The sequence below is a fragment of the Oceanobacillus sp. FSL W7-1304 genome (assembly GCF_037969805.1).
In the GTDB taxonomy this organism is placed as follows: Bacteria; Bacillota; Bacilli; order Bacillales; family Amphibacillaceae; genus Oceanobacillus; species Oceanobacillus profundus.
On the sequence record NZ_CP150211.1, the window covers coordinates 191418 to 215562 of the forward strand.

Consider the following 24145-nt stretch of genomic DNA (forward strand, 5'->3'; position numbering starts at 1 on the left):
GGGAATAACCAAATGGCAGAACGAATTTTAATTGTGGATGATGCAGCATTTATGCGAATGATGATTAAGGATATCCTTACAAAGAATGGTTATGAAATAGTTGGGGAAGCACAGGACGGAGCGCAGGCGGTTGAAAAATACAAAGAATTGACACCTGATTTAGTAACCATGGATATTACGATGCCAGAAATGGATGGAATTACAGCATTAAAAGAAATAAAGAAAGTTAACCCAGACGCTAAAATCATTATGTGTTCTGCGATGGGACAACAGGCAATGGTGATTGACGCTATTCAAGCGGGAGCAAAAGACTTTATTGTAAAGCCGTTCCAAGCAGATAGGGTAATCGAAGCGATTCAAAAAGCTTTAAACTAAGAAACGAGTGAGCAGGTTGAAGAAAAAAATTCTTTACAGTTTCTGTTTGAGTACCATTCTTATTCTATCATTTTTCTCCTTCCAGACGGATGCAGCACCAAACAGTGTGTTGGAATGTCTGGGGGAGGAAGCTGATTGTGAAGATGATGAAATTCCAAAAAACGAATTGGAAGAAAACGAAAATGATAGTGATTTACTAACGGATAATAATAAGTCCAGTTCCATGGCGTTTGAATTAGTTAGAATGTTTTTTGCATTATTACTAGTTCTTGGATTAATTTATGTGCTGCTTAAGTTTTTAAATAAACGAAACAAACTTTTCAACCAGGTGAAGGCACTAGAAAATTTAGGTGGGATATCTGTAGGACAAAATCGTTCTATTCAAATCATTCGAATTGGAAAAAGACTTTATTTAGTTGGTGTAGGAGAAAATGTTGAATTGCTTCAAGAGATTACTGACGACGAAGTAAAGCAAGATATTGTACGTAATAATCAAGATACTCAAGATAGTTTTCCAATCAGTTCGTTGTTGTCACCTTTTGTTTCTTCCAAAAAAGATCAGACAAATCAATCGTCTAGCAGTGAATTTAAGAAGCTTTTCTCGAATGAACTTAACAATTTGAAGCAAAGCCGAAAAAATATGATTAATAAGCACAAGGAAGATACACATGAATGAATTTATCGATATATTTTCTAGTTCGGATCCAGCTAATGTATCCACGTCTGTTCGGTTAATACTTTTACTAACCATCTTTTCGCTAGCGCCAGGAATATTGATTTTAATGACAAGCTTCACGCGAATAATTATTGTGCTTTCATTTGTTCGGACTTCTTTAGCAACACAACAGATGCCGCCAAACCAAGTACTCATTGGTTTAGCCCTATTTCTTACTTTTTTTATTATGGCTCCTACATTCAGTGAGGTCTATCAAGAAGCGCTACAGCCACTTTTTGATGAAGAAATTACTTTGGATGAGGCATATGAAAATGCCAGTGCACCTTTAAAGGATTTTATGGCAAGGCATACGAGGCAAAAGGATTTAGCTCTATTTCTTGATTATACGCAAACAGAGCCACCTGAAACGGTACAAGATATTCCCCTAACTACATTAGTTCCTGCTTTCGCAATAAGTGAATTAAAAACGGCATTCCAAATGGGCTTTATGATTTTTATCCCATTTTTGATTATTGATATGGCTGTGGCAAGTGTTCTGATGTCAATGGGAATGATGATGCTTCCACCAGTTATGATCTCGTTGCCGTTTAAAATTTTACTCTTCGTGTTGGTGGATGGATGGTATTTAATAACGCAATCCTTACTTAATGGTTTTTAGAGGTTCACGCACTTTAAATGTGAGTATAGTAAAGAAAGGAGCTTCTACTTATGAGCAGTGAATTCGTATTGACCTTGGCTGAGCAAGGAGTTTATACAATATTACTTGTTACAGGCCCATTGCTTATATTAGCTCTTGCGGTCGGTTTGTTGGTAAGTATTTTTCAGGCAACGACGCAAATACAAGAACAAACATTAGCCTTTATCCCAAAGATTGTCGCTGTTTTTATAGGGCTGATCTTCTTTGGACCGTGGATGCTTACGACAATGGTTGAATTTGCATCCTCTATTTTTCAAAATATTAATCAGTTTGTAGGGTAAATCATGCTTGATTTAATTTCTATTACGAGTCTACCAGTTTTTCTGCTTATATTCGTACGGGTATTGGCATTTTTTGTTACGATGCCGTTATTTTCTTATCGAACAGTGCCATTACCATTTAAAATAGGTTTTAGCTTCTTTCTAGCAATGATTATGTTTTATACAGTCGATGCTTCCCAACTGGTCGTCGACGAAATGTATATTTTTCTAATAGTTAAAGAAGTGTTAGTTGGAGTACTAATTGGCCTCATTTCATTTATTATCGTATCTGCAATACAGGTAGCTGGTGGTTTTATTGACTTTCAAATGGGATTTGCGATTGCGAATGTGGTGGACCCACAAACAGGAGCACAAAGTCCATTGACAGGACAATATTTATATATGATTGCACTATTATTTTTATTAGCGGTTGATGGGCATCATTTGATTATTGATGGAATATTTAATAGTTATCGTTTTATTCCGCTGGAAACATTTATTCCATTTCAGAATAATTCAATTGCAGAATTTGTCATTACAGCTTTTAATAGTATGTTTATTATCGCTTTCCAAATTGCAATTCCAATCGTTGGCTGTTTGTTTTTGGTAGATGTGGCACTTGGAATTATTGCGCGTACTGTACCGCAAATGAATGTGTTTGTTGTAGGGCTGCCGCTTAAAATATTAGTTAGTTTTCTTGCGATCCTAGTGTTTCTAGCTTTGTATGTGACGCTGGCAAGAAACCTTTTTACAGCAATGTTTGAAACGATGCGTGGACTAATGCAGCTTTTCGGAGGTGCTTAATTTGCACTTGAAACTTGATTTACAATTTTTTGCAGGTGAAAAAACAGAAAAAGCTACTCCAAAAAAGCGTCTCGATGAACGAAAAAAAGGAAAAGTAGCAAAAAGCCAGGACATAAATACAGCAATTTTATTATTATTTTGTTTTTCTACATTGTTTTTGTTTGGCGGATTTATTTTGGAGCATATGACAGGAATATATGAGCGTACTTTTATTGAATTTCTCGACTGGGAATTAACGGAGAATACTGTTCAGCAAATACTGAACAGTGCAACGGTCGAAGCAGCAAAGATGCTTGCACCTATAATGTTAATCGCAATTGTCGCAGGTTTCGCCTCTAACTTAATGCAAGTAGGTTTTTTGTTCACAACAGAGCCATTAAAGTTTGATCTAAAGAAAATTGATCCGATTCAAGGAGCAAAACGGATTTTTTCAATCCGAGCACTTGTTGAGCTATTAAAATCCTTATTAAAAATCACCTGTATTGGCGGGATAACATTCTCTGTGATTTGGCTTTATAAAGATGAAATGCTGATGACGGCATTTACGAACGCTGAAAATGCATTAGCTTTCTTTGGAAGAGTTACGAGTGTTATGGCGTTTGCAGCAATTATAGCTTTATTATTATTAGCGGTGTTTGACTATGCTTATCAACGGTTTGATTTCGAAAAAAATATGCGGATGTCCAAGCAGGATATTAAGGACGAATATAAGAATGTTGAAGGGGATCCTTTAATTAAATCGAAAATCAAGGAAAAACAAAGGCAGATTGCAACGAGAAGAATGATGAGTGAGGTACCAAATGCGGATGTTATTATTACAAACCCTACGCATTATGCAGTAGCAATTAAATATGACGAAGAAAAGGCTAATGCTCCTTATATACTTGCAAAAGGTACAGATCAAATAGCATTAAAAATAAAAGAAATAGCTAAAGCAAATGACGTAATTACCGTTGAAAACAGGCCATTAGCAAGAGGGCTGTATCGTGCGGCAGAGATAGGGGATATCATACCGGAAGAATTCTTTAAGGCTGTTGCAGAAGTACTAGCATATGTATATCGATTAGAGAAAAAGATTTAAAAAGTATATAAACGACTGGGCGTGGCTGTCTTGGGAACTAAGCTATACACAGCTTTAAAATTTCGGGCACACCAAACAGCAAGTAAGGAGAGACATAAATGAAAGCGCGGGATTTATCAGTACTTTTAGCAGTTATATTAGTAATCATCATGCTGGTCATCCCGCTACCGGGTTGGCTGTTAAGTGTGCTGATTTTAGTAAATATTATTATAGCGCTAATGGTTATCTTAGTATCGATGAATACACAGGAGCCATTACAGTTTTCGGTATTTCCAACAATTATCTTACTCGTAACTTTATTCAGGCTTGCGTTAAATGTTTCGACCACAAGGTCAATTCTAGCGGAAGCAGATGCTGGTGGAGTAGTTGATACCTTTGGATCATTTGTAATTGGAGATAATCCACTTGTTGGTTTTGTTGTATTTATCATATTGGTTATTATAAACTTTCTTGTTATTACAAAAGGTTCGGAACGTGTCTCTGAAGTAGCTGCGCGATTTTCACTTGATGCGATGCCAGGTAAACAAATGAGTATTGATGCAGACCTAAATGCTGGTTTGATTTCCGAAAGTCAAGCTAGAGAGCGACGTGAAAAAGTGGAAAGGGAAGCCGATTTCCATGGTTCGATGGATGGTGCGAGTAAATTTGTTAAGGGTGATGCAATTGCAGGAATCATTATTGTTCTAATTAATGTTGTATTCGGTTTAATAATTGGGATTGTACAAATGGGAATGCCTTTTGGAGAAGCTGTTAATACTTTTATTCGTTTAACTGTGGGAGACGGTTTAGTCAGTCAGATTCCAGCATTACTTATGTCAACCGCTACAGGAATTGTTGTGACGCGATCAGCTGGTAATGGAAATCTTGGCTCAGAAGTAACAGGCCAATTACTGCAATACCCAAAATTATTATATATTGCGGCGGGTACGATTTTTCTTCTTGGCCTAACTCCGATTAATTTCTTTTTAACGACAATGTTAGCGTCTATATTAGCATTGAGCGGTTACTTTCTGGAAAAGCAATCCAAGATGCCGCCGGAAATACAAACAGAAGAAGAAGAGGATCAAACAGAGAGCTCTGCGATGAAGTCTTCTGAAAATGTTGTCAGCCTTCTAAGTATGGACCCAATTGAATTTGAATTCGGTTATGGACTAATTCCTCTGGCAGATACGAATCAAGGCGGCGATTTACTGGACCGAGTTATTATGATTCGAAGACAGCTTGCAATTGAACTTGGGATTGTTATTCCGGTTGTCCGGATTCGAGATAATATTCAACTAAACCCAAATGAATATCGATTAAAAATTAAAGGAAATGAAGTCGCATCGGGTGAACTTTTACTAGATCACTATTTAGCAATGGCTCCAGATTTCAGCGATGATACTCTTGATGGAATAGATACGAAGGAACCGGCATTTGGTTTGCCTGCAAAATGGATTAGTGAAGAAAACAAGGATGAAGCAGAACTATCCGGTTATACGGTGGTAGATCCACCATCTGTTGTATCGACACACATTACAGAAGTAATTAAGCGACAGGCACATACATTGTTAGGCAGACAGGAAACGAAACAATTAATCGATCATTTGAAGGAAAGCTATCCAATTTTGGTTGACGAGGTAACCCCTGAACCACTTGCAATTGGCGATGTGCAAAAAGTTCTTGCTAAATTGCTGAGAGAAAATATTTCCATTCGTAATTTGCCAATTATCTTTGAAACATTAGCTGATTTTTCGAAAATGACGAATGACACAGAGCTTCTTGGGGAATACGTGAGACAAGCACTTTCTTCACAGATTACGAATCAGTATGCAGGTGAGGATATGCAGATGAAGGTGATTACAGTTTCAGGTAAAGTTGAAAAGCTGATAGCTGATCATATACAGCAAACGGAACATGGCAATTATTTAGCGCTTGATCCAGACTCCCAGCAAGAAATTATTAAGACGATTCATACAGAGGCAGAGAAACTTGCACTTCAAGAAGAGTCTACCATTGTACTTTGCTCACCTGCCATTCGAATGTATTTAAAGCAATTGCTTGATCGATTCTTACCGCAAGTAATTGTGCTTTCTTATAACGAACTTGAACCAGATGTACAGGTACAAAGTGTTGGGGTGGTGAATGTAGCATGAAGGTAAAAAAATATATAGCAGACACTATGCCTGAGGCAATGAATCAGGTTCGAAAAGAACTTGGTCCTGATGCAGTAATTCTTAATTCAAAAGAAATTCAACAACGTGGGATGTTTGGTTTTTTTAAGAAGAAACAGATTGAAGTTGTGGCGGCTCTTGATCCTAGTCCACTAACACCTAAGAAAAATCCTGAGCAAGTGGCAGAACAACCTCGAATGAATAAAACAAATAAACCAAAGTTAGAAAATGAGCATGTACTACTGGAAATTAAAAACCTGAAAAAAATGATTGAAGTTCAGTCTCGACAGGGAGGGTTAAGTTTCTCCCCTTCTTATCAAGTAGCTTATGAACATTTGATTGATCAAGAGGTTCACCCTAAGCTGGCCAAGGAAATTGTGGAATTGGTGTTAGAGAAGCAAGGTGACACAGAAATAGATGTTATCATGAATAATATCGGTTTAATAATAGAAGAGAGACTAAGCAACGTTTTAGCACCCATTCCATTAAACAAGAAGATTATTCAATTTGTAGGTCCAACAGGAGTAGGGAAGACGACTACGATTGCAAAGGTTGCGGCTAAGATGATGCTTGAAAGTGATAAAAAAGTTGCTTTCGTAACAGCTGATACGTATCGAATTGCTGCAGTGGAGCAATTAAAGACCTATGCGCGAATTTTAAATGTGCCACTTGAGGTTGCCTACAGTATTGATGATTACCATCAGGCGATTACTAAATTTTCGAGTTATGATGCAATTTTTGTTGATACAGCTGGTAGGAACTTTCGTGATCCGAAATATATTAATGAATTGAAAAAAACGATTGATATGTCCATGATGGAAACCTATCTTGTGTTATCTTTAACAACAAAGCCTAAGGATATTGTAGAAATCTACGAGCAATTCGAGCACCTTTCGATAGCGGGTGTCATTTTCACAAAACTGGATGAAACAAGACAATATGGCAGTTTACTAAATATTGCTCTAGAAAAGCAAGTTGGAATTGCTTATTTGACAAATGGTCAAGATGTTCCTGATGATTTGCTCGAAGCAGATAAACGAGTAATACGTAATCTTCTGGTAGGTGATTATGATGAAGCATGATCAAGCAGAGGGGCTGAGGAGAAAGCTTGATAGTCGCAACCATCCAAATAACGCAAAAACGGTCGCAGTTATAAGTGGAAAAGGTGGCGTAGGTAAGTCCAATTTTGCGTTAAATTTCTCTTTGCAACTCATAAACAACGGCAAAAAGGTATTACTCTTCGACTTGGATGTTGGAATGGGAAATATCGATATTTTGCTAGGTAGCCGAGCAGAGAAAACGATTGTTAATTTGTTTGAAGAACGTTTATCTATACTTGATGTAATTGAACAAGGACCAAAAGGGCTAGCGTATATTGCAGGAGGTTCTGGATTGTCAAATTTCTTCCAGATGGACGAATCAGACCATGATTATTTTTACGAACAATACAAGGAATTGTCCTTAATTTATGATTATATTTTATTTGACATGGGTGCAGGTGTTACGGAGGACAGCTTATTTTTTATTCTTGCCTCAGATGAATGTATTGTGATTACAACACCGGAACCAACATCCGTTACAGATGCATACGGGATGATAAAGCATGTCGTCAATCGCAAACAGGATATGCCTTTACATGTCATATTAAATCGTGCATCCAATTATCAAGATGGTTTGAAAGCATTAGAACGATTTAAAGCTGTTGTGACCAAGTTTTTAAAAGTAGAAATTCAATCGATTGGGATTATTCCTGATGATAGGGTTGTTACACAGGCAATTGTAAGACAGATTCCTTACACGTTATATAATGAAAAATCCAAAGCAGCTAAAGCATTAAAAGATATTACATACAATTATGTAACACATACAAAACAAGTGAACCGAACACCTTCTTCCTTCGTTCAACGATTAAAACATTTGATGGAGAGGTAGTTATTATGAAGCAAATTCGCGTTATTGTTATCGATGATTCTGCTTTTATGAGAAAAGTGATTTCCGATATTCTTGCAAGCGATCCTAGAGTGAATGTGATCGCAACTGGTCGTAATGGAGAAGATGGAATAAAGAAGATTATAGAACTACAACCAGACGTCGTAACGTTGGATGTGCATATGCCAGTAATGGATGGGATCGAAGCACTTTCGATTATTATGAGGGAAAATCCAACTCCGGTTGTGATGCTTTCAAGTGAAACGAAAGAGGGTACAACAAAAGCGATTCAGGCTATATCGAATGGCGCCGTTGATTTTATTACAAAACCATCTGGAGCTATCTCATTAGATATACGAAATATCCAACAGGAAATTATTTCGAAAGTTGTTACGGCTTCACAAGTTAATTTGAATAAGAAGCAATTGCACAAAGCGACTGATTGTCAGATGGAAGCTCCGATCCAAAAATACTATGATAAATCAATCATAACGATTGGTACATCGACAGGAGGGCCTAGGGCACTTCAACAAGTGCTTACAAGTATTTCAGATTCATTTACTGTACCAATCTTAATTGTCCAGCACATGCCTGCCCGCTTTACAAAATCGTTAGCTGAACGTCTTAATACACTTAGTCCAATTCGTGTGAAAGAAGCGGTGCACGGTGAAATTATTGAAAACAGTACTGCTTACATTGCTCCTGGTGATTTTCATATGACAATTAATAAAATTGGCACTTCACTTGCAATCAGTTTATCAAAGGATGCGCCTGTCAAAGGGCACCGTCCATCAGTAGATACATTATTTTGCTCGATAGCTGGTCTGAAACGAATAAACAAAATCGCAATTGTATTGACTGGAATGGGAAATGATGGATCGGCTGGTATTATCGAAATGAAAAAGCAGGATCCCAATACGATTGTCCTAGCTGAATCGGAAGAAACATCGATTGTATATGGTATGCCGAAAGCAGCTGTTCAGACAGGATATGTTAACCAAGAACTTTCATTAAATCAATTTGGCTCAATACTTGCTAACTTAACAAAATAGAGATTTACTAGGAGGAATAAAATTGGAAAAGGCATCGACACAAGATCGAAAAATGATTGTATTTCAATTGCAGGATGAAGAATATGCGGTTCCTGTTAATCAAATTGGGTCTATCGAGAGGCAACAACCAATAACTAGGGTACCCCAAACTTTACCATATGTGAAGGGAGTAATAAATCTTCGCGGAGTCGTAATTCCGATTATTGACTTACGATTACGATTTGGTATGGAAGAAACTGATTTTGATGCAAATAAACGGATTATTATTGCTCAAATAAACGAGATGGAAGTAGGTCTGATTGTTGACGTAGCAAATGATGTTATTGATATTCCTGAAGAACTAATTGAGCCTGCACCAGAGGTTATTGGTACCGTTAATGCTGATTATATTGAAGGTGTTGCCAAAGTAGATAACCGTTTACTTATTCTACTTGATCTGCAAAAAGTACTATCCTTCCAGGATATTGATGTGCTTAATGCAGTGGAAGGCTAAGCAATGGAATTTGTACAGTTAACAACGATGCAGAAAGATGTGCTTAGAGAAATAGGAAATATTGGTGCGGGAAATGCAGCTAGTTCGCTCTCTATCCTATTAAACAAAAAAATTGAGATGAAGGTACCCTCTGTTCGTATTGCTGGATTTGATGAAATCATGGAATTAACTGGTGGCTCTGAGAACACAATTGTTTGCTTATTATTTCGCATTCAAGGAGAGGCTCCAGGTACAGTTTATTTAATATTTACAATTGAAGAAGCTGAGTATTTTGTAAGAGAATTGACAAATGATCCGGGGTTTACCTTGCTCCAATCAGAGCAAGAAAATGAAATAGCGCTTTCAGCATTACAAGAAATCGGCAATATTGTAACAGGATCATATCTAACAGCTCTATCAGATTTTACAAATATTAATATGCAGCCTTCTGTCCCATATCTTGGAATCGATATGGCAGGAGCGGTGTTAACGGTTGGTTTGCTGGAGCTCTCGCAAGTTTCTGATTATGCCATTGTTATTAATACAGAAATTAGTCATGATGGAACAAATCAAGGTATTCAGGGGAATTTCTTTTTATTACCAGACCCTGAATCTTTCGCTAAAATATTTGATGCGTTAGGAATAAATGATTATGAATGAAGCAGGTTTAGTAGTCAAAGTTGGAATTGCTGACTTAAAAGTTGTGCAAGTTCCTGATTTAATTCGAACCTCAGGTTTAGGTTCATGTGTTGGTGTGATCGTCTACGATTCTTCGAAAAAAATTGCGGGGCTTTCTCATATCTTGCTTCCGGATTCAGCCTTGGCAAAGCAAGCTAAATTGAATGTGTACAAATATGCAGATACAGCAATTCCTTATCTCATTAACTTGCTGCTTGAAAGAGGTGCAAGAAAATATGCACTAAAAGCGAAACTGGCAGGTGGTGCTCAGATGTTTCAATTAAGTTCAGGTTCAGATATTATGCGAATTGGACCAAGAAATGTTGAAGCGGTCGAAAAACAACTGGCAGAACTTAAGATTCCTGTTGTTGCATCCGACGTAGGCGGAAATGCTGGAAGAACAATTGAGTTCGATCCAGAAACAAGTCAATTAAAGATACGACAAGTGAATAAAAAGGAATTTTATATTTAAATTCTCAACTTTCATAATGAGAAATAGACGTTTGTTTTTGATCAAATTAAGCAAGTTAACTATATTCGTTTCACTTGTTTTTGGTTTAGGTTAACTTTTTAAAGTCGCGGTTGGTAGAAACTACGGACTAATGATTATTTGCTTAATCTGAGCAATGATCGCCGTCCGGGATCGCTCCGGGCGGAGGCTCACCAGCCCCCCCTAAGGCGTGCGAAGTATATTTTCGGAGCGGATATACGCACAAACATTATGTGTTAATTCGAAGTTTATATATTTTATGCTGTAAACAATAACTATTGTAATGGAAACATATCCAGTCTGATATTTAGAAAAGAACGTTCGTTTTATAAGGATCTGATAAGCTATTTATTGCACGAATGATTGAGTGAATACTTATTTATTAACGGAAAAGGAGGAGCGTAGAAAAAATGAAATCAGGAAATTCCCTTCTTGAAGATAAGCTTTGGAATGACTGGATAACGAATAAAAGCAGTGAAGCAGCGAATGAATTAATTGTCAATTACATGTATCTCGTCAATTTCCATGCGGAACGTATTTCAAGCCAACTCCCAAAAAGCGTAAGTAAAGAAGATGTCAAAAGCTTGGGACTTCTTGGGCTTTATGACGCGTTGAAAAAATTTGACCCAACTCGTGATTTGAAATTCGATACGTATGCCTCCTTTCGAATTAGAGGTTCGATTATTGATGGATTAAGAAAAGAAGACTGGCTTCCTAGATCAATACGAGAAAAAGCAAAAAAAGTTGAACAAGCAGCAGAGCAATATGAACAAAAACATCATAGAGAAGCGACTGCAGGTGAAATAGCCGAAATGTTGGGGATGTCGATAGAAGAAGTGGAAACCGCTATTAAAGACTCACTCTTTGGTAACATTCTTTCAATTGAAGAAAAGCCAAAAGGTAATTCGAGTGAATTGAAAGAAGGAATTGGTTATTCGATTCCCGATAATTCCACGATATTACCCGAGAGTCATCTAACGAAAAATGAATTAAATAACGAACTCGTTCAAGGGATAAAAATGTTAAACAAAAATGAACAGCTTGTTGTCAGTCTGTTTTATAATGAAGAATTAACCTTTACAGAAATAGGACAGGTTCTTGGGCTAACAACCTCCAGAATATCGCAAATCCACAAACGGTCTATTTTTAAGCTGCGAAAAACGTTAAATAAAATGCAAGTATTTGCTAATTGAATTGAAAACATATCAAGAATCTCCAGTGCAAACAACATATTGATGGAAGTACAGATGCACACAGCTTCTTTACGACAAAATTTAGATTCAACCTTAGCGTTACGACTAAACAAAAAGGAATGATAGCTTCTGAGTTGGAAATCCATTGAAATGCAGGTTGCACTTCCTAGAACGCAGGATGCTGGGAAGATGCAGGATAATATGGTAAAGCAGGGACAGCATTTCCAGGAATCATTGGCACAGACTCAAAGGAAACAAGAAGAACGAACCCGGAAGCGGGTTAATGAATTTGAAAAAACCGAGAAAGTAAAGAATAAAGAACAGCATTCGAAAAACCTCATTAACAAAAAGACTCAACTGGAGCAAAGTGAAGAAGAGTACAAAATGAACCATCCTTATTTAGGAAGTCAGATCGATTTTAACGGATAGAAGGAGAAAGAATATGGTTTCATTCTTAATCATTATCAGTTTTTTATTGCATTTTATTACGTTTATTGCAATCTATATGTTTTTCAAACAGTTACAAAACGTAAAGACACAAGATCTGAATGAGATAATAGCGTTATTTGATACGTACTTACAAGAGGTTAAAGCAGAAAATAACCGATTACAGCAACTATTAGAGGATCGCAATATAAAGACTGATCAAACGCATACAAAGCAGGAAGAACCAGAAACTGAGGAATACGAAAAATCTCACGATATTCCTATCCCAGACGATGTTGGAGATACCGTGGTTGCATCTCTGGAATCCAGGGTTTTGCAACTGCATAATCGGGGTGTTCCAGTTGATGAAATAGCTAAAGAATTAAATTGTGGTAAGACAGAGGCAGAAATAATTATAAAATTACATGAAAAGATGCAGTAAAAGCTTGATATCAACAAATCATTATGGTATAGTAACTTTTGGTGTAAATACTATGTTTATTTTCATAGAATGAACAAGTTTTATAAAACACACGTTCAGTAATTTGTATGTTTGGTGCTATTTTATAAATAGTCTACATACAAAAATGACCTGAACGGAGGAAAAAAACCATTAGGAGGAATTAAAATGTCAGCAATTTCTATGAAGCAATTGTTAGAAGCAGGTGTACACTTTGGACACCAAACACGCCGTTGGAATCCGAAAATGAAAAAATACATTTTCACGGAGCGTAACGGTATCTATATCATCGACTTACAGAAAACAGTTAAAAAGGTTGATGAAGCATACAACTATGTAAAGGATATCGCTGCAAATGGCGGAACTATTCTTTTTGTAGGAACAAAAAAACAAGCACAAGATTCTGTAAGAGACGAAGCAATTCGTTCTGGTATGTACTATGTTAACCAACGTTGGTTAGGTGGTACACTTACTAACTTCCAAACAATCCGTAAACGTATCAATCGTTTGAAATCAATTGAGCGTATGGAAGAAGACGGAACTTTCGAAGTTCTACCGAAAAAAGAAGTTGTTAATTTACTAAAAGAAAAAGATCGCTTAGTGAAATTCTTAGGTGGAATTAAAGAAATGACAAAGCTTCCAGATGCATTGTTCGTTATCGATCCACGTAAAGAGCGTATTGCTATCGCTGAAGCGCATAAATTGAACATTCCTATCATCGGAATTGTAGATACTAACTGTGATCCAGATGAAATTGATTATGTTATCCCTGCAAACGATGACGCAATTCGTGCGGTTAAACTTTTGACTTCAAAAATGGCAGATGCTATTTTAGAAGTAAAACAGGGTGAAGAAACTGAAGTTGTAGAAGAAAAAGCAGAAGATGCTACAGAAGAAGTTGTAGAAGAAGCTGCTCAAGCTGCTGCAGATTCAACTCAAGAGTAATCTTAGAAAAGGTGGGGTGATAAGAGGATGGAAACCTTTTATCACCTTTTTTAAAGACTGAAATCAAAAGGGTTAATATTCAAAGGAGGACAATGCAATGGCTATTACTGCTCAAATGGTTAAAGAATTACGTGAAAAAACTGGTGCTGGAATGATGGATTGTAAAAAGGCACTACAAGAAACTGACGGTAACATGGATAAAGCAATTGACTACCTACGTGAAAAAGGTATTGCAAAAGCTGCTAAAAAAGCAGATCGTATTGCTGCTGAGGGACTTACACATATTGAAATTGATAACAATACAGCTGCAATTCTTGAAGTGAACTGTGAAACAGATTTTGTTACAAAAAATGATCAATTTAAAACGCTACTTACTCAATTAGCACAACATATTGTGAAGCAAAAACCTGCAACTGTTGAAGAAGCACTTGGACAAGAGCTAAACGGTGAAGGTGAGTCATTAGAAACGATTATTAACAGAGCCGTTTCAACAATTGGTGAAAAAATCTCTTTACGTCGTTTTGCAGTTGTAGAAAAAACAGATAGTGATGCATTTGGTGCGTACCTTCATATGGGTGGCCGTATTGGTGTTCTATCTTTAATTGAAGGAACAACAGATGAGCAAGTTGGAAAAGATGTTTCCATGCATGTTGCAGCTGTAAACCCTCGTTATGTTTCACGTGATGCAGTTTCTGAAGAAGAAGTAAATCGTGAGCGTGAAGTATTAAAAACACAAGCACTAAATGAAGGAAAACCTGAAAATATCGTTGAAAAGATGGTTGAAGGTCGTTTAGGGAAATTCTTTGAAGAGATCGTCCTTTTAGAACAAAGCTTTGTTAAAGATCCAGACCAAAAAGTGAAAAAATATGTTGCTGATAAAGGTGCAACTGTTAAATCATTCGTTCGCTATGAAGTAGGAGAAGGAATGGAAAAACGCGAAGAAAACTTTGCAGATGAAGTAATGAGCCAAATTAAAAAATAAGACTTAGGGTGCGTGTTCAAAAAGGAGGCTAAAAAGGACCGAGAAGTTCAAGGCGGCGTAGTTTTGAGTACCGGGTTACACAGGATGTGTTGACTTCGACGTTCGATACAGGATGTGTCGGTACTTAGTCAAAGATCTACTGCTCTCGACGTGTCTTTTTTACCGGACTTTTTGACATCCTCTTAAATGATTATGTATACAAGGTTAAAATTGGGAACATGTATGTGTTCCCTATTTTATAACCGTTTTACAAACATTTTTAGACATAATTAGCAAAATAATTATTAATTTTCTATGGAGGTTATTATGACAACAGCACGGTACCGTAGAATTGTGTTAAAATTAAGTGGTGAAGCCTTAAGTGGTGAGCAGGGTTATGGAATTGATCCAAAAACAATCGCGTCCATCGCAGAACAAGTTAAAGAAGTAGCAGAACTAGGTGTTGAGGTTGCTATTGTTGTCGGTGGAGGGAACATTTGGCGTGGTAAAGTAGGAAGCGAAATGGGAATGGATCGTGCTTCAGCTGACTATATGGGAATGTTAGCAACAATAATGAATTCACTCGCATTGCAAGATGGCCTTGAAACGATTGGAATTCAAACAAGAGTGCAAACTTCCATTGAAATGCGCCAAGTTGCGGAACCATACATAAGGAGAAAAGCAATTCGCCATTTAGAGAAAAAGCGTGTTGTCATTTTCGCAGCAGGAACAGGCAATCCTTATTTTTCAACTGATACAACTGCAGCATTAAGAGCTGCTGAAATTGAAGCAGAAGTAATTCTAATGGCTAAAAATAATGTTGACGGTGTGTACACGGATGATCCTAAAACAAATAAGGATGCCAAAAAGTATGAAAGCCTAACATATTTGGAAATGCTTAATGAAGGTCTTGGGGTAATGGACTCCACAGCATCCTCATTATGTATGGATAATGATATCCCATTAATTGTATTCTCTATAACGGAAGAAGGAAATATTAAACGAGTTGTCGAGGGTGAAACCATCGGCACGACAATAAGGGGGAAATAGAATATGTCACAAACAATTCTAAAACAAATGAAAGAAAAGATGGAACAAGCTGTCCAAGCGTTTTCCAAAAATCTAGCATCTGTTCGAGCTGGCAGAGCAAACCCTAGTCTGTTAGACAGTGTTTATGTAGACTATTATGGTGCATCAACTCCATTAAACCAGTTAGCGAATGTCGGAGCTCCGGAAGCAAGACTCTTAACAATCACTCCTTATGACAAAACAGCACTTGCTGATATCGAAAGAGCAATTCAAATTGCCGACCTTGGTTTATCACCATCAAATGATGGAAATATGATTCGTATTAGCATTCCACCACTAACAGAAGAGCGAAGAAAAGACTTAGTTAAAGTTGTTGGGAAATATGCGGAAGAATCACGAGTTCAGATTCGTAACATAAGACGTGATACGAATGATAGCTTGAAAAAAACTGAGAAAAATGGTGAAATCACAGAAGACGATCTACGCGGTCTGCAGGATGATGTTCAAAAATCAACCGATGATCATATTAAACAAATTGATCAGCTTGCAAAAAACAAAGAAAAAGAAATTATGGAAGTTTAACGGTTGTCTGTTAAACGTTTATATCCATTCTTTTCATGGATGTATTATTAAATTTCAGAGTAAGTTGTAAAAGCTCTCTTATTTAAGAGAGCTTTTGTATTCTATCCAAATTATCGGTATAATAAAAAAGTATGATCAAGTTATAATGTAGATTCATCTTGTTGACACTATGTAATCATTCCTTTTCGTTCGTAATAATTATGTTAAAAGGATTGTATAGATGAACAACATTCGGGGGACAGACTATGTCGATGAAAATTCCTTTTTTTAATAAACAATCAAAAGAAACAGAAATGGCAAACCTAGAAAGCGCTCCGGATCATGTTGCAATTATTATGGATGGAAATGGACGCTGGGCACAAAAACGCGGGCTTCCACGTATAGCAGGGCACAAAGAAGGCGTTAGTACTGTTAATAAAATTGTGAAAGCTGCAGTGAAAGCTAATATTAAAATCCTTACATTATATACGTTTTCCACAGAAAATTGGAAAAGGCCGAAATCGGAAATTGATTTTATTTTGAGACTCCCGAAAGAGTTTCTGCATATTTATTTACCGGGGCTTATTGAAAATAATGTTCGTATTGAAACAATTGGCGATTTTGATGCACTTCCTAAGCATACAAAGGATGCAGTTCAATATGCAAAGGAAAAAACAAAAAATAATGACGGCCTGCTTTTAAACTTTGCTTTGAATTATGGAAGTAGGCTTGAAATTATGCATGCCGTTAAACGTATAATGAGTGATTTAGATTGCTCGAAAATATCGATTGATTCACTGGATGAAAACCTATTTTCAACGTATTTATATACAAATGGTATTTCTGATCCTGATTTGCTTATTCGTACTGGCGGCGAACAAAGACTGAGTAATTTCCTTCTTTGGCAGCTGGCATATACAGAATTCTGGTTTACAGATGATCTTTGGCCAGATTTTAATGAAACAACCTTCTTAAACGCATTGTATGAATATCAGCAGCGAAAAAGACGATATGGAGGTATTTAAGGTGATGAAAGGTTTATGAAGCAACGAACAATAACCGCATTAATTGCACTAGCCATATTTTTACCCTTCGTCATTTTTGGCGGACTTCCGTTTACAATATTTGTATATGTATTGGCATCTGTAGGGTTAGTGGAATTGATTAGGATGCGCAACATAGGGAGCTATTTTGTACCTTATCTATTAGCTGTATTATTATTATGGCTAATCTTAATACCTAGCTCATCTATCCTACTTACAATAAGTTGGTTTTCTAAATTTGAAATGATTGCATTAATCATTTTATTGTTACTAGCATATACGGTACTAGTTAAAAATCAATTTACATTTGATCAAGTAGGTTTTATTCTTTTAGCCTGCTTTTATGTAGGTCTTGGTTTCTATTATTTACTGGAGACGAGAGATGGAAATCAAGCATTAAGTAATATTCTTTACGCATTTTTCATAATTTGGTCTACTGACACAGGCGCGTATTTATTTGGCAGAGCTTTTGGAAAGCGTAAATTATGGCCAACGATTAGCCCGAATAAAACAATTGAAGGTGCATTAGGTGGGATTGTGCTCGCTTGTACTGTCGCTATCATTTTTCACCTCGTGGAACCATTCCGCCATTCAATGCTAACAGTAGTTGGTGTCACGATTCTTGCTTCCATATTTGGACAAGTTGGTGATCTAGTTGAATCTGCATTGAAACGCAATTATGGAGTTAAAGATTCCGGTAAAATATTACCTGGACACGGTGGTATTTTAGATCGATTTGACAGCATGCTATTTGTTATTCCATTGCTCCATTTTATTCACTTTGTTTAGAATAATTGATAAGGTGACAAGCTTGTTTCACACAAAAACTTGTACAACTTATGAAAAAGAGGTTAAACTTAACTAAAAGTAAGAATATAATTTTATCGGAGTACTAGTTTCATTTCAAATGTGTTCAAAGAAGAGAGGGTGAAAAGAATCGAGGTTGTCTAACATCTCAAACGTACTATTGTATGCTGATATTGGATGTCTAAGCCAGATCTCGATGTTCATTTTCTTCACATTTTTTGAATTTCATTTACTAAAAACAGATTTGCTCCAATAAAGGAAGGTGCTTCTATTGACCACTGTAATTGCATTTATTTTTATGTTTGGATTACTCGTTTTTATCCACGAATGGGGCCATATGATCTTTGCAAAACGAGCAGGTATGCTTGTTCGGGAATTTGCAATTGGATTTGGGCCGAAAATTTTCTCCTTTGTAAGGAATGAAACGTTATACACAATTCGTCTCATTCCGGCGGGTGGCTATGTACGAGTAGCAGGTGAAGATCCTGAAATCATAGAGTTAAAGCCGGGACACCATATCGGGCTTGAATTTAATGATGAAGGTAAGGTAAATAAAATAATCGTCAACAACAAATCCAAACATCCAAATGCCAGAGTGATTGAAGTAGAGCATGTTGATCTTGATCATCGATTGATTATTCAAGGATATGAGATCGGTGATGAAGATGAGAAGCTACACTTTGAAGTTGACCAAAAAGCATTTTTTATTATGGACGAGCGTGAGACACAAATTGCACCATATGATCGTCAATTTGCATCGAAATCTATTGGTCAGCGAGCAATGCAATTGTTTGCAGGACCTATGATGAACTTTATCTTAGCGATTGTTATTTTTATTATCTTAGGAGTTGCACAAGGGACTCCGGTTGATGAAGCAATAATGGGTGAGATACAAGCTGATTCACCAGCTGCAGAAGCAGGATTTCAAGCAGATGATGAAGTGATTCGAATTGGGGAAACTGCAGTTTCTACATGGGAAGAGTTTACTTCAGTCGTAAGAGAAAATCCAGGACAAGAATTAAGCATGGTTGTCCTGCGAGATGGTGCTGAAGAGCAATTAACTGTTGTTCCCAATACAGCTGAAACAGTGGATCAACAAGGAGAACCAATTTCTATTGGTCAAATAGGAGTCCGTCAAGCATTTGAGAAAACAGTTCTTGGAACATTGACATATGGCTTTGAACAAACCTATGAAATAACAAGATTAATCTTAACGAATTTATTGATGCTTGTAACTGGTCAGGTTTCGCTTGATTTACTGTCAGGTCCCGTTGGAATCTATGATGCAACAGATCAAGTTGTACAGACTGGCTTTATGAACCTCTTGTTGTGGACAGCAATGTTAAGTGTTAATCTCGGAATAGTGAACCTAGTTCCTCTGCCTGCCCTTGATGGTGGAAGACTCTTGTTTGTTGGTTTGGAAGCTTTGCGCGGAAAACCAATTGCGCCAGAAAAGGAAGGTATCTTCCATTTCGTCGGATTTGCATTATTAATGCTTTTAATGATTGTTGTAACATGGAACGACATTCAACGGTTATTTTTATAAAAGAAAACTTTCGGTTATTGTAGCCAGTTGATGCATGAGAAAATAAATAGGTACGTTACGAAGTGAAAACCCTTGTCTTATTTCTGACAAGGGTTTACATTGTTCCTGTAAGGGTTGTTCAAGATAAGATAAACAACCTATGTAATTGTTTAGCTGGAGGAGGCATAATAAATGGATATATCGAAAAAAGAAAAAATGAGTTTATTATTGAAGCAGCTGCAATTATCCGATGATTACATAGTAGACTATTTTCAAGATAGCTACCTAGATAAATTAGAAGTTTATAAAAATACAAAGACTTGGCATTTTTATATTTGTGTTGCGCGTATCTTACCAATTGATGTATATCAAGTTTTCTCGGTTAAATTGAAGGAGTCGTTCCAACAGATAGCAAATGTAGAGCTAACAGTGCTGGCAAATGAACAAGCTTGCGATAGTAATACGATTAGTGGTTATTGGAAACACTTTGTTACTTCAATGACGCAAATATCACCTGCTTATAAGGAGCTTGTACAAACTCAGAATCCAGAAGTTAACAATAATAAGATTATGTTAACTGCGAGAAATGATGCGGAAGCAAGTGCGCTCAAACGAAGATTAGAACCAGAGTTTAAAACATTTTGTTCGCGCGTTGGTGCACTTTCCTATAGTCTTGATATCCATGTAAAAGCAGATGCGATGGATATGCAGAAATTTAGAGAACAAAAAGCACTTGAGGATCAGCAGCTTGTTCAAAAGACCGTACAAGAGAAAGTGAAACGGGACAAGCAAAAAGACAGTGAAGATAATGGACCGTTCATGATTGGATATAATATTAAAGACGATGCGATTACGATGGAACAGATTCTGGAAGAGGAGCGTCGTATAACGGTACAAGGTTATATTTTCTCAGCAGAAGTACGCGAATTACGTTCTGGAAGAAGTCTTTTAATTATAAAGGCAACGGACTATACAGATTCATTACAAATAAAAATGTTCTCTAAAAACGATGAGGACGCAGCTAAATTTGCATCTGTTAAGAAAGGGATGTGGGTTAAAGCAAGAGGTAGTATTCAAACAGATATGTATACCAATGAACTTGCAATGATGGCTAATGATATCCATGAGATTAAGGTCGACGAACGGATGGATAATGCTCCTGCTGATGCAAAACGAGTTGAACTGCATGCGCATACGACGATGAGTCAAATGGATGCTGTTATTTCTCCAGAAACATTAGTTACACAGGCTGCAAAATGGGGACATCGTGCGGTTGCAATTACAGATCATGCTGGTGTGCAGGGATTCCCTGAAGCACATGCAGCAGGGAAGAAAAATAATATTAAAGTCCTTTATGGTGTTGAAGTGAACCTTGTTGATGATGGTGTGCCGATAGCATATAACGATTCGGACAGAGACTTGGAAAATGATACATTTGTAGTCTTTGATGTTGAAACAACAGGGCTATCAGCTGTTTACGATACCATAATTGAACTTGCAGCAGTGAAAATCCATAAAGGTGAAATTGTTGACCGATTTGAGGCATTTGCAAACCCACACCATCCGTTATCACAAACGACCATCGAATTAACTGGGATAACGGATGATATGGTCAAAGATGCACCAGAAGTCGAAGAGGTTTTAAAGGATTTCCATGCTTGGATGGGAGAAGATATACTCGTTGCCCATAATGCAAGCTTTGATATGGGGTTCTTAAACCAGGGACTGAAACGAATTAATTATGAAAAAGCGGTAAATCCGGTTATGGATACACTGGAGCTTGCTAGATTCCTTCTGCCCGAATTAAAGAATCACCGATTAAATACATTGTGTAAGCATTTGGATATTGAATTAACACAACATCACCGCGCTATCTACGATGCAGAAGCCACTGGTTACCTGCTCTGGAAGCTTGTTCAAAAATTGTTAGAAAAAGATATTCGAAATCACAATCAATTAAATAACCATATGGGAGAGGGTAATGCTTATCAGCGTTCTCGTCCATTTCACGCTACGCTTCTAGCTAAGACACAAGAGGGCCTGAAAAACTTATATAAACTTGTTTCCTATGCACATATTAATTATTTTTATCGAGTACCACGGATACCAAGATCACTTTTACAAAAGTTTCGCGAAGGGCTTATCGTCGGAACAGCATGTGATAAAGGTGAAGTTTTTGAAACAATGATGCAAAAATCTACGGAGGAAGCAGAAGAGGTTGCTGAGTTTTATGATTACATTGAAGTTCAGCCGCCAGCCAATTATGCTCATCTCGTGGAAAAAGATCTTGTGCAAAACGAGTCGCAGATTATTGATATAATTAAAAAGCTTGTTGATTTAGGAAACAGGATGAACAAAAAAGTTGTTGCAACAGGCAATGTGCATTATAGGGACGATCATGATAAATTATACCGGCAAATCTTAATTGCCTCACAGGCTGGTAATCCATTGAACAGACAAACGTTACCAGACACCCCTTTTCGAACAACAAATGATATGTTAGACTGCTTTAAGTTTCTTGGCGAAGAAGTAGCACGTGAAATTGTTGTGACCAATCCAAATGCATTGGCGGATGAGTTAGAGGACTTATCACCTGTGAAAGATGGTTTATTTACACCAACCATTGAGGGTGCAGAACAAGAAATGCGGGACCTCTGCTATACACGAGCGAAGAAAATATATGGGGAGCCTGCACCACAGATTGTAGTCGATCGACTTGAGAAAGAATTGGAAAGTATCATAGGGAATGGGTTCGCGGTTATTTACCTAATCTCCCATAAGCTAGTTAAGAAGTCTTTAGATGATGGCTATCTTGTTGGTTCGAGGGGATCTGTTGGATCGTCCTTTGTTGCAACAATGACAGAAATTACGGAGGTAAATCCACTTCCTGCCCATTATATTTGCGGAGAATGTCATTACAACGAATTTATTACAGATGGTTCTGTTGCAAGTGGATTCGATTTACCAGATAAGAACTGTCCGAAATGTGATACAGCATTGAAAAAAGATGGTCAGGATATACCGTTTGAAACATTCTTAGGATTTAAAGGTGATAAAGTTCCAGATATCGATTTAAACTTCTCCGGTGCATACCAGCCAAGGGCACATAACTATACGAAGGAACTATTCGGAGTCGATAACGTATATCGTGCTGGTACGATTGGTACAATTGCTGAAAAAACGGCCTATGGATATGTAAAAGGTTATGCTTCTGATAAACAGTTAGTTTATAAAAATGCAGAGGTGGACCGTCTTGTACAAGGATGTACTGGTGTAAAACGGACTACTGGACAGCATCCCGGCGGAATTATTGTAGTGCCAGATGACAAAGAAATTTACGATTTTACACCAATTCAATTTCCAGCAGATGATCGTAACAGTGAATGGCGAACAACGCATTTTGATTTCCATTCTATTCATGATAATTTGTTAAAACTAGATATTCTCGGACATGATGATCCAACAGTTATCCGTATGCTGCAAGATTTGAGCGGCATTGATCCAATGACGATTCCGACAGATGATGCTGAAGTAATGAAAATTTTCTCGGGAACAGAGTCACTTGGAGTCACACCACAACAAATTAATTGTAAGACTGGAACCCTCGGGGTACCTGAGTTTGGGACAAAATTTGTTAGGCAAATGCTTGAGGACACGAAGCCAAGTACTTTTGCCGAGTTGCTTATTATCTCAGGTCTATCACATGGTACGGATGTATGGTTGGGCAATGCTCAAGATCTGATTAATGATGGTATTTGTGAATTACCAGATGTTATTGGTTGCCGAGATGATATTATGGTTTATTTAATGCATAAAGGCTTGGAACCATCACTTGCATTTAATATTATGGAGTTTGTTCGTAAAGGAAAGGGACTCAAAGACGAATGGATTACCGAAATGAAGAAGCATAGTGTTCCGGACTGGTATATCGAGTCATGTAAAAAGATTAAATATATGTTCCCGAAAGCTCACGCAGCTGCATATGTACTAATGGCAGTTCGTATCGCGTATTTCAAAGTACACCATCCCATTCTGTTTTATGCTGCTTATTTTACAGTTCGTGCAGATGATTTTGAATTGGATACAATGATTAAAGGGTCTGAAGCAATTCGGAATCGGGTCGATGAGATTGTTGCTAAGGGGAATGATGCTGCACCAAAAGAAAAAAGTTTACTTACTGTATTAGAAATCTCTCTTGAGATGTGTGAGCGTGGTTTCTCATTCCAAAAAGTAGACCTTTATAAATCGAGTGCAACTGACTTTATTGTAGATGGGAACTCTTTACTTCCACCATTTAATGCAGTGGATGGACTAGGAACAAACGCTGCCTTAAATATAGTGAAAGCACGTGAAGAAGGGGAGTTTTTGTCAAAAGAGGATTTAAGAGAAAGAAGTAAAATCTCTAAAACAGTATTAGAATACCTTGATAATCATGGATGTCTTGAAGGAATGGAAGAAAAAAATCAGCTTTCTTTATTTTAGTCGTAAAGCAATGTAGTTATTCTTGCACAAGCTAAGACTTTATGCT

24 protein-coding genes are annotated in these 24145 nt (G+C 37.1%); all 24 read left to right on the forward strand.

From position 1 onward, the window contains the following. The first annotated feature begins 12 nt into the window (after positions 1 to 12). The 24 genes from NYE61_RS00980 (at position 13) to NYE61_RS01095 (ending at position 24099) form a co-directional block, all read left to right on the forward strand. The gene (locus tag NYE61_RS00980) at positions 13 to 375 is read left to right on the forward strand and encodes a response regulator (protein ID WP_095308650.1); all 363 of its coding nucleotides are present in this window, start codon (positions 13 to 15) and stop codon (positions 373 to 375) included. Positions 376 to 421: 46 nt separating this feature from the next. Next, entirely contained in the window at positions 422 to 1051 is a 630-nt protein-coding gene (locus NYE61_RS00985) for a flagellar biosynthetic protein FliO (RefSeq protein ID WP_251658737.1), read from the forward strand. Continuing rightward, the gene (gene fliP / locus NYE61_RS00990; RefSeq protein WP_095308654.1) at positions 1044 to 1709 is read left to right on the forward strand and encodes a flagellar type III secretion system pore protein FliP; all 666 of its coding nucleotides are present in this window, start codon (positions 1044 to 1046) and stop codon (positions 1707 to 1709) included. The genes NYE61_RS00985 and fliP overlap by 8 nt, the downstream gene beginning before the upstream one ends. Before the next feature lie 50 nt (positions 1710 to 1759). Beyond that, positions 1760 to 2029 carry a flagellar biosynthesis protein FliQ gene (gene fliQ, locus NYE61_RS00995; RefSeq protein WP_095308656.1) on the forward strand — a complete coding sequence of 90 codons (270 nt, stop codon included), beginning with the start codon at positions 1760 to 1762 and terminating at the stop codon, positions 2027 to 2029. A gap of 3 nt (positions 2030 to 2032) precedes the next feature. Then, the gene (gene fliR / locus NYE61_RS01000) at positions 2033 to 2812 is read left to right on the forward strand and encodes a flagellar biosynthetic protein FliR (protein WP_118888920.1); all 780 of its coding nucleotides are present in this window, start codon (positions 2033 to 2035) and stop codon (positions 2810 to 2812) included. Position 2813: 1 nt separating this feature from the next. Further along, a complete protein-coding gene (gene flhB / locus NYE61_RS01005) occupies positions 2814 to 3893 on the forward strand; it encodes a flagellar biosynthesis protein FlhB (protein WP_118888919.1) in 1080 nt (359 codons plus the stop codon). Positions 3894 to 3991: 98 nt separating this feature from the next. Next, entirely contained in the window at positions 3992 to 6028 is a 2037-nt protein-coding gene (gene flhA / locus NYE61_RS01010) for a flagellar biosynthesis protein FlhA (protein WP_303448198.1), read from the forward strand. Continuing rightward, positions 6025 to 7128 (forward strand): flagellar biosynthesis protein FlhF, encoded by a 1104-nt coding sequence (gene flhF / locus NYE61_RS01015; RefSeq protein WP_251658739.1) that lies wholly within the window; start codon positions 6025 to 6027, stop codon positions 7126 to 7128. The genes flhA and flhF overlap by 4 nt, the downstream gene beginning before the upstream one ends. Continuing rightward, on the forward strand, positions 7118 to 7978 hold the full coding sequence (locus tag NYE61_RS01020) for a MinD/ParA family protein (protein ID WP_118888916.1): 861 nt from the start codon (positions 7118 to 7120) through the stop codon (positions 7976 to 7978). Before flhF ends, NYE61_RS01020 begins: the two co-directional genes overlap by 11 nt. 5 nt (positions 7979 to 7983) lie before the next feature. Further along, on the forward strand, positions 7984 to 9027 hold the full coding sequence (locus NYE61_RS01025; RefSeq protein ID WP_095308668.1) for a chemotaxis response regulator protein-glutamate methylesterase: 1044 nt from the start codon (positions 7984 to 7986) through the stop codon (positions 9025 to 9027). A 52-nt stretch (positions 9028 to 9079) separates the two neighbouring features. After that, positions 9080 to 9520, forward strand: a complete 441-nt coding sequence (locus NYE61_RS01030; RefSeq protein WP_095308742.1) for a chemotaxis protein CheW — start codon at positions 9080 to 9082, stop codon at positions 9518 to 9520. Between the two features lie 3 nt (positions 9521 to 9523). After that, positions 9524 to 10159 carry a chemotaxis protein CheC gene (locus NYE61_RS01035; RefSeq protein WP_118888915.1) on the forward strand — a complete coding sequence of 212 codons (636 nt, stop codon included), beginning with the start codon at positions 9524 to 9526 and terminating at the stop codon, positions 10157 to 10159. After that, positions 10152 to 10649: a chemotaxis protein CheD gene (locus tag NYE61_RS01040; RefSeq protein ID WP_285844415.1), complete on the forward strand. Its 498-nt coding sequence runs from the start codon at positions 10152 to 10154 to the stop codon at positions 10647 to 10649. The genes NYE61_RS01035 and NYE61_RS01040 overlap by 8 nt, the downstream gene beginning before the upstream one ends. A gap of 428 nt (positions 10650 to 11077) precedes the next feature. Then, positions 11078 to 11860: a FliA/WhiG family RNA polymerase sigma factor gene (locus tag NYE61_RS01045; protein WP_095308674.1), complete on the forward strand. Its 783-nt coding sequence runs from the start codon at positions 11078 to 11080 to the stop codon at positions 11858 to 11860. 150 nt (positions 11861 to 12010) lie between these two features. Continuing rightward, entirely contained in the window at positions 12011 to 12289 is a 279-nt protein-coding gene (locus NYE61_RS01050; protein ID WP_240033746.1) for a hypothetical protein, read from the forward strand. A 13-nt stretch (positions 12290 to 12302) separates the two neighbouring features. Then, positions 12303 to 12728, forward strand: a complete 426-nt coding sequence (locus tag NYE61_RS01055) for a hypothetical protein (RefSeq protein WP_095308678.1) — start codon at positions 12303 to 12305, stop codon at positions 12726 to 12728. A 186-nt stretch (positions 12729 to 12914) separates the two neighbouring features. Next, the gene (gene rpsB, locus NYE61_RS01060) at positions 12915 to 13691 is read left to right on the forward strand and encodes a 30S ribosomal protein S2 (protein WP_095308679.1); all 777 of its coding nucleotides are present in this window, start codon (positions 12915 to 12917) and stop codon (positions 13689 to 13691) included. A gap of 97 nt (positions 13692 to 13788) precedes the next feature. Beyond that, a complete protein-coding gene (gene tsf / locus NYE61_RS01065) occupies positions 13789 to 14673 on the forward strand; it encodes a translation elongation factor Ts (protein WP_095308681.1) in 885 nt (294 codons plus the stop codon). A gap of 306 nt (positions 14674 to 14979) precedes the next feature. Beyond that, positions 14980 to 15702, forward strand: a complete 723-nt coding sequence (gene pyrH / locus NYE61_RS01070; protein WP_095308683.1) for a UMP kinase — start codon at positions 14980 to 14982, stop codon at positions 15700 to 15702. 3 nt (positions 15703 to 15705) lie between these two features. Next, positions 15706 to 16263, forward strand: a complete 558-nt coding sequence (gene frr, locus NYE61_RS01075) for a ribosome recycling factor (RefSeq protein ID WP_095308685.1) — start codon at positions 15706 to 15708, stop codon at positions 16261 to 16263. Between the two features lie 245 nt (positions 16264 to 16508). Further along, entirely contained in the window at positions 16509 to 17267 is a 759-nt protein-coding gene (locus tag NYE61_RS01080; RefSeq protein WP_095308687.1) for an isoprenyl transferase, read from the forward strand. Positions 17268 to 17282: 15 nt separating this feature from the next. Beyond that, complete coding sequence (locus NYE61_RS01085) at positions 17283 to 18074, forward strand: phosphatidate cytidylyltransferase (RefSeq protein ID WP_095308689.1); 792 nt, start codon at positions 17283 to 17285, stop codon at positions 18072 to 18074. 289 nt (positions 18075 to 18363) lie between these two features. Next, complete coding sequence (gene rseP / locus NYE61_RS01090) at positions 18364 to 19638, forward strand: RIP metalloprotease RseP (RefSeq protein ID WP_095308691.1); 1275 nt, start codon at positions 18364 to 18366, stop codon at positions 19636 to 19638. 171 nt (positions 19639 to 19809) lie between these two features. Further along, entirely contained in the window at positions 19810 to 24099 is a 4290-nt protein-coding gene (locus NYE61_RS01095; RefSeq protein ID WP_095308693.1) for a PolC-type DNA polymerase III, read from the forward strand. Positions 24100 to 24145: the final 46 nt, after the last annotated feature.

Coding starts and splice junctions, on each gene's coding strand:
- NYE61_RS00980 (WP_095308650.1), top strand. CDS start 13: ATGGCAGAACGAATTTTAATTGTGGATGATGCAGCATTTATGCGAATG.
- fliP (WP_095308654.1), top strand. CDS start 1,044: ATGAATGAATTTATCGATATATTTTCTAGTTCGGATCCAGCTAATGTA.
- fliQ (WP_095308656.1), top strand. CDS start 1,760: ATGAGCAGTGAATTCGTATTGACCTTGGCTGAGCAAGGAGTTTATACA.
- fliR (WP_118888920.1), top strand. CDS start 2,033: ATGCTTGATTTAATTTCTATTACGAGTCTACCAGTTTTTCTGCTTATA.
- flhA (WP_303448198.1), top strand. CDS start 3,992: ATGAAAGCGCGGGATTTATCAGTACTTTTAGCAGTTATATTAGTAATC.
- flhF (WP_251658739.1), top strand. CDS start 6,025: ATGAAGGTAAAAAAATATATAGCAGACACTATGCCTGAGGCAATGAAT.
- NYE61_RS01020 (WP_118888916.1), top strand. CDS start 7,118: ATGAAGCATGATCAAGCAGAGGGGCTGAGGAGAAAGCTTGATAGTCGC.
- NYE61_RS01025 (WP_095308668.1), top strand. CDS start 7,984: ATGAAGCAAATTCGCGTTATTGTTATCGATGATTCTGCTTTTATGAGA.
- NYE61_RS01030 (WP_095308742.1), top strand. CDS start 9,080: ATGATTGTATTTCAATTGCAGGATGAAGAATATGCGGTTCCTGTTAAT.
- NYE61_RS01035 (WP_118888915.1), top strand. CDS start 9,524: ATGGAATTTGTACAGTTAACAACGATGCAGAAAGATGTGCTTAGAGAA.
- NYE61_RS01040 (WP_285844415.1), top strand. CDS start 10,152: ATGAATGAAGCAGGTTTAGTAGTCAAAGTTGGAATTGCTGACTTAAAA.
- NYE61_RS01045 (WP_095308674.1), top strand. CDS start 11,078: ATGAAATCAGGAAATTCCCTTCTTGAAGATAAGCTTTGGAATGACTGG.
- NYE61_RS01050 (WP_240033746.1), top strand. CDS start 12,011: ATGCAGGTTGCACTTCCTAGAACGCAGGATGCTGGGAAGATGCAGGAT.
- NYE61_RS01055 (WP_095308678.1), top strand. CDS start 12,303: ATGGTTTCATTCTTAATCATTATCAGTTTTTTATTGCATTTTATTACG.
- rpsB (WP_095308679.1), top strand. CDS start 12,915: ATGTCAGCAATTTCTATGAAGCAATTGTTAGAAGCAGGTGTACACTTT.
- tsf (WP_095308681.1), top strand. CDS start 13,789: ATGGCTATTACTGCTCAAATGGTTAAAGAATTACGTGAAAAAACTGGT.
- pyrH (WP_095308683.1), top strand. CDS start 14,980: ATGACAACAGCACGGTACCGTAGAATTGTGTTAAAATTAAGTGGTGAA.
- frr (WP_095308685.1), top strand. CDS start 15,706: ATGTCACAAACAATTCTAAAACAAATGAAAGAAAAGATGGAACAAGCT.
- NYE61_RS01080 (WP_095308687.1), top strand. CDS start 16,509: ATGTCGATGAAAATTCCTTTTTTTAATAAACAATCAAAAGAAACAGAA.
- NYE61_RS01085 (WP_095308689.1), top strand. CDS start 17,283: ATGAAGCAACGAACAATAACCGCATTAATTGCACTAGCCATATTTTTA.
- NYE61_RS01095 (WP_095308693.1), top strand. CDS start 19,810: ATGGATATATCGAAAAAAGAAAAAATGAGTTTATTATTGAAGCAGCTG.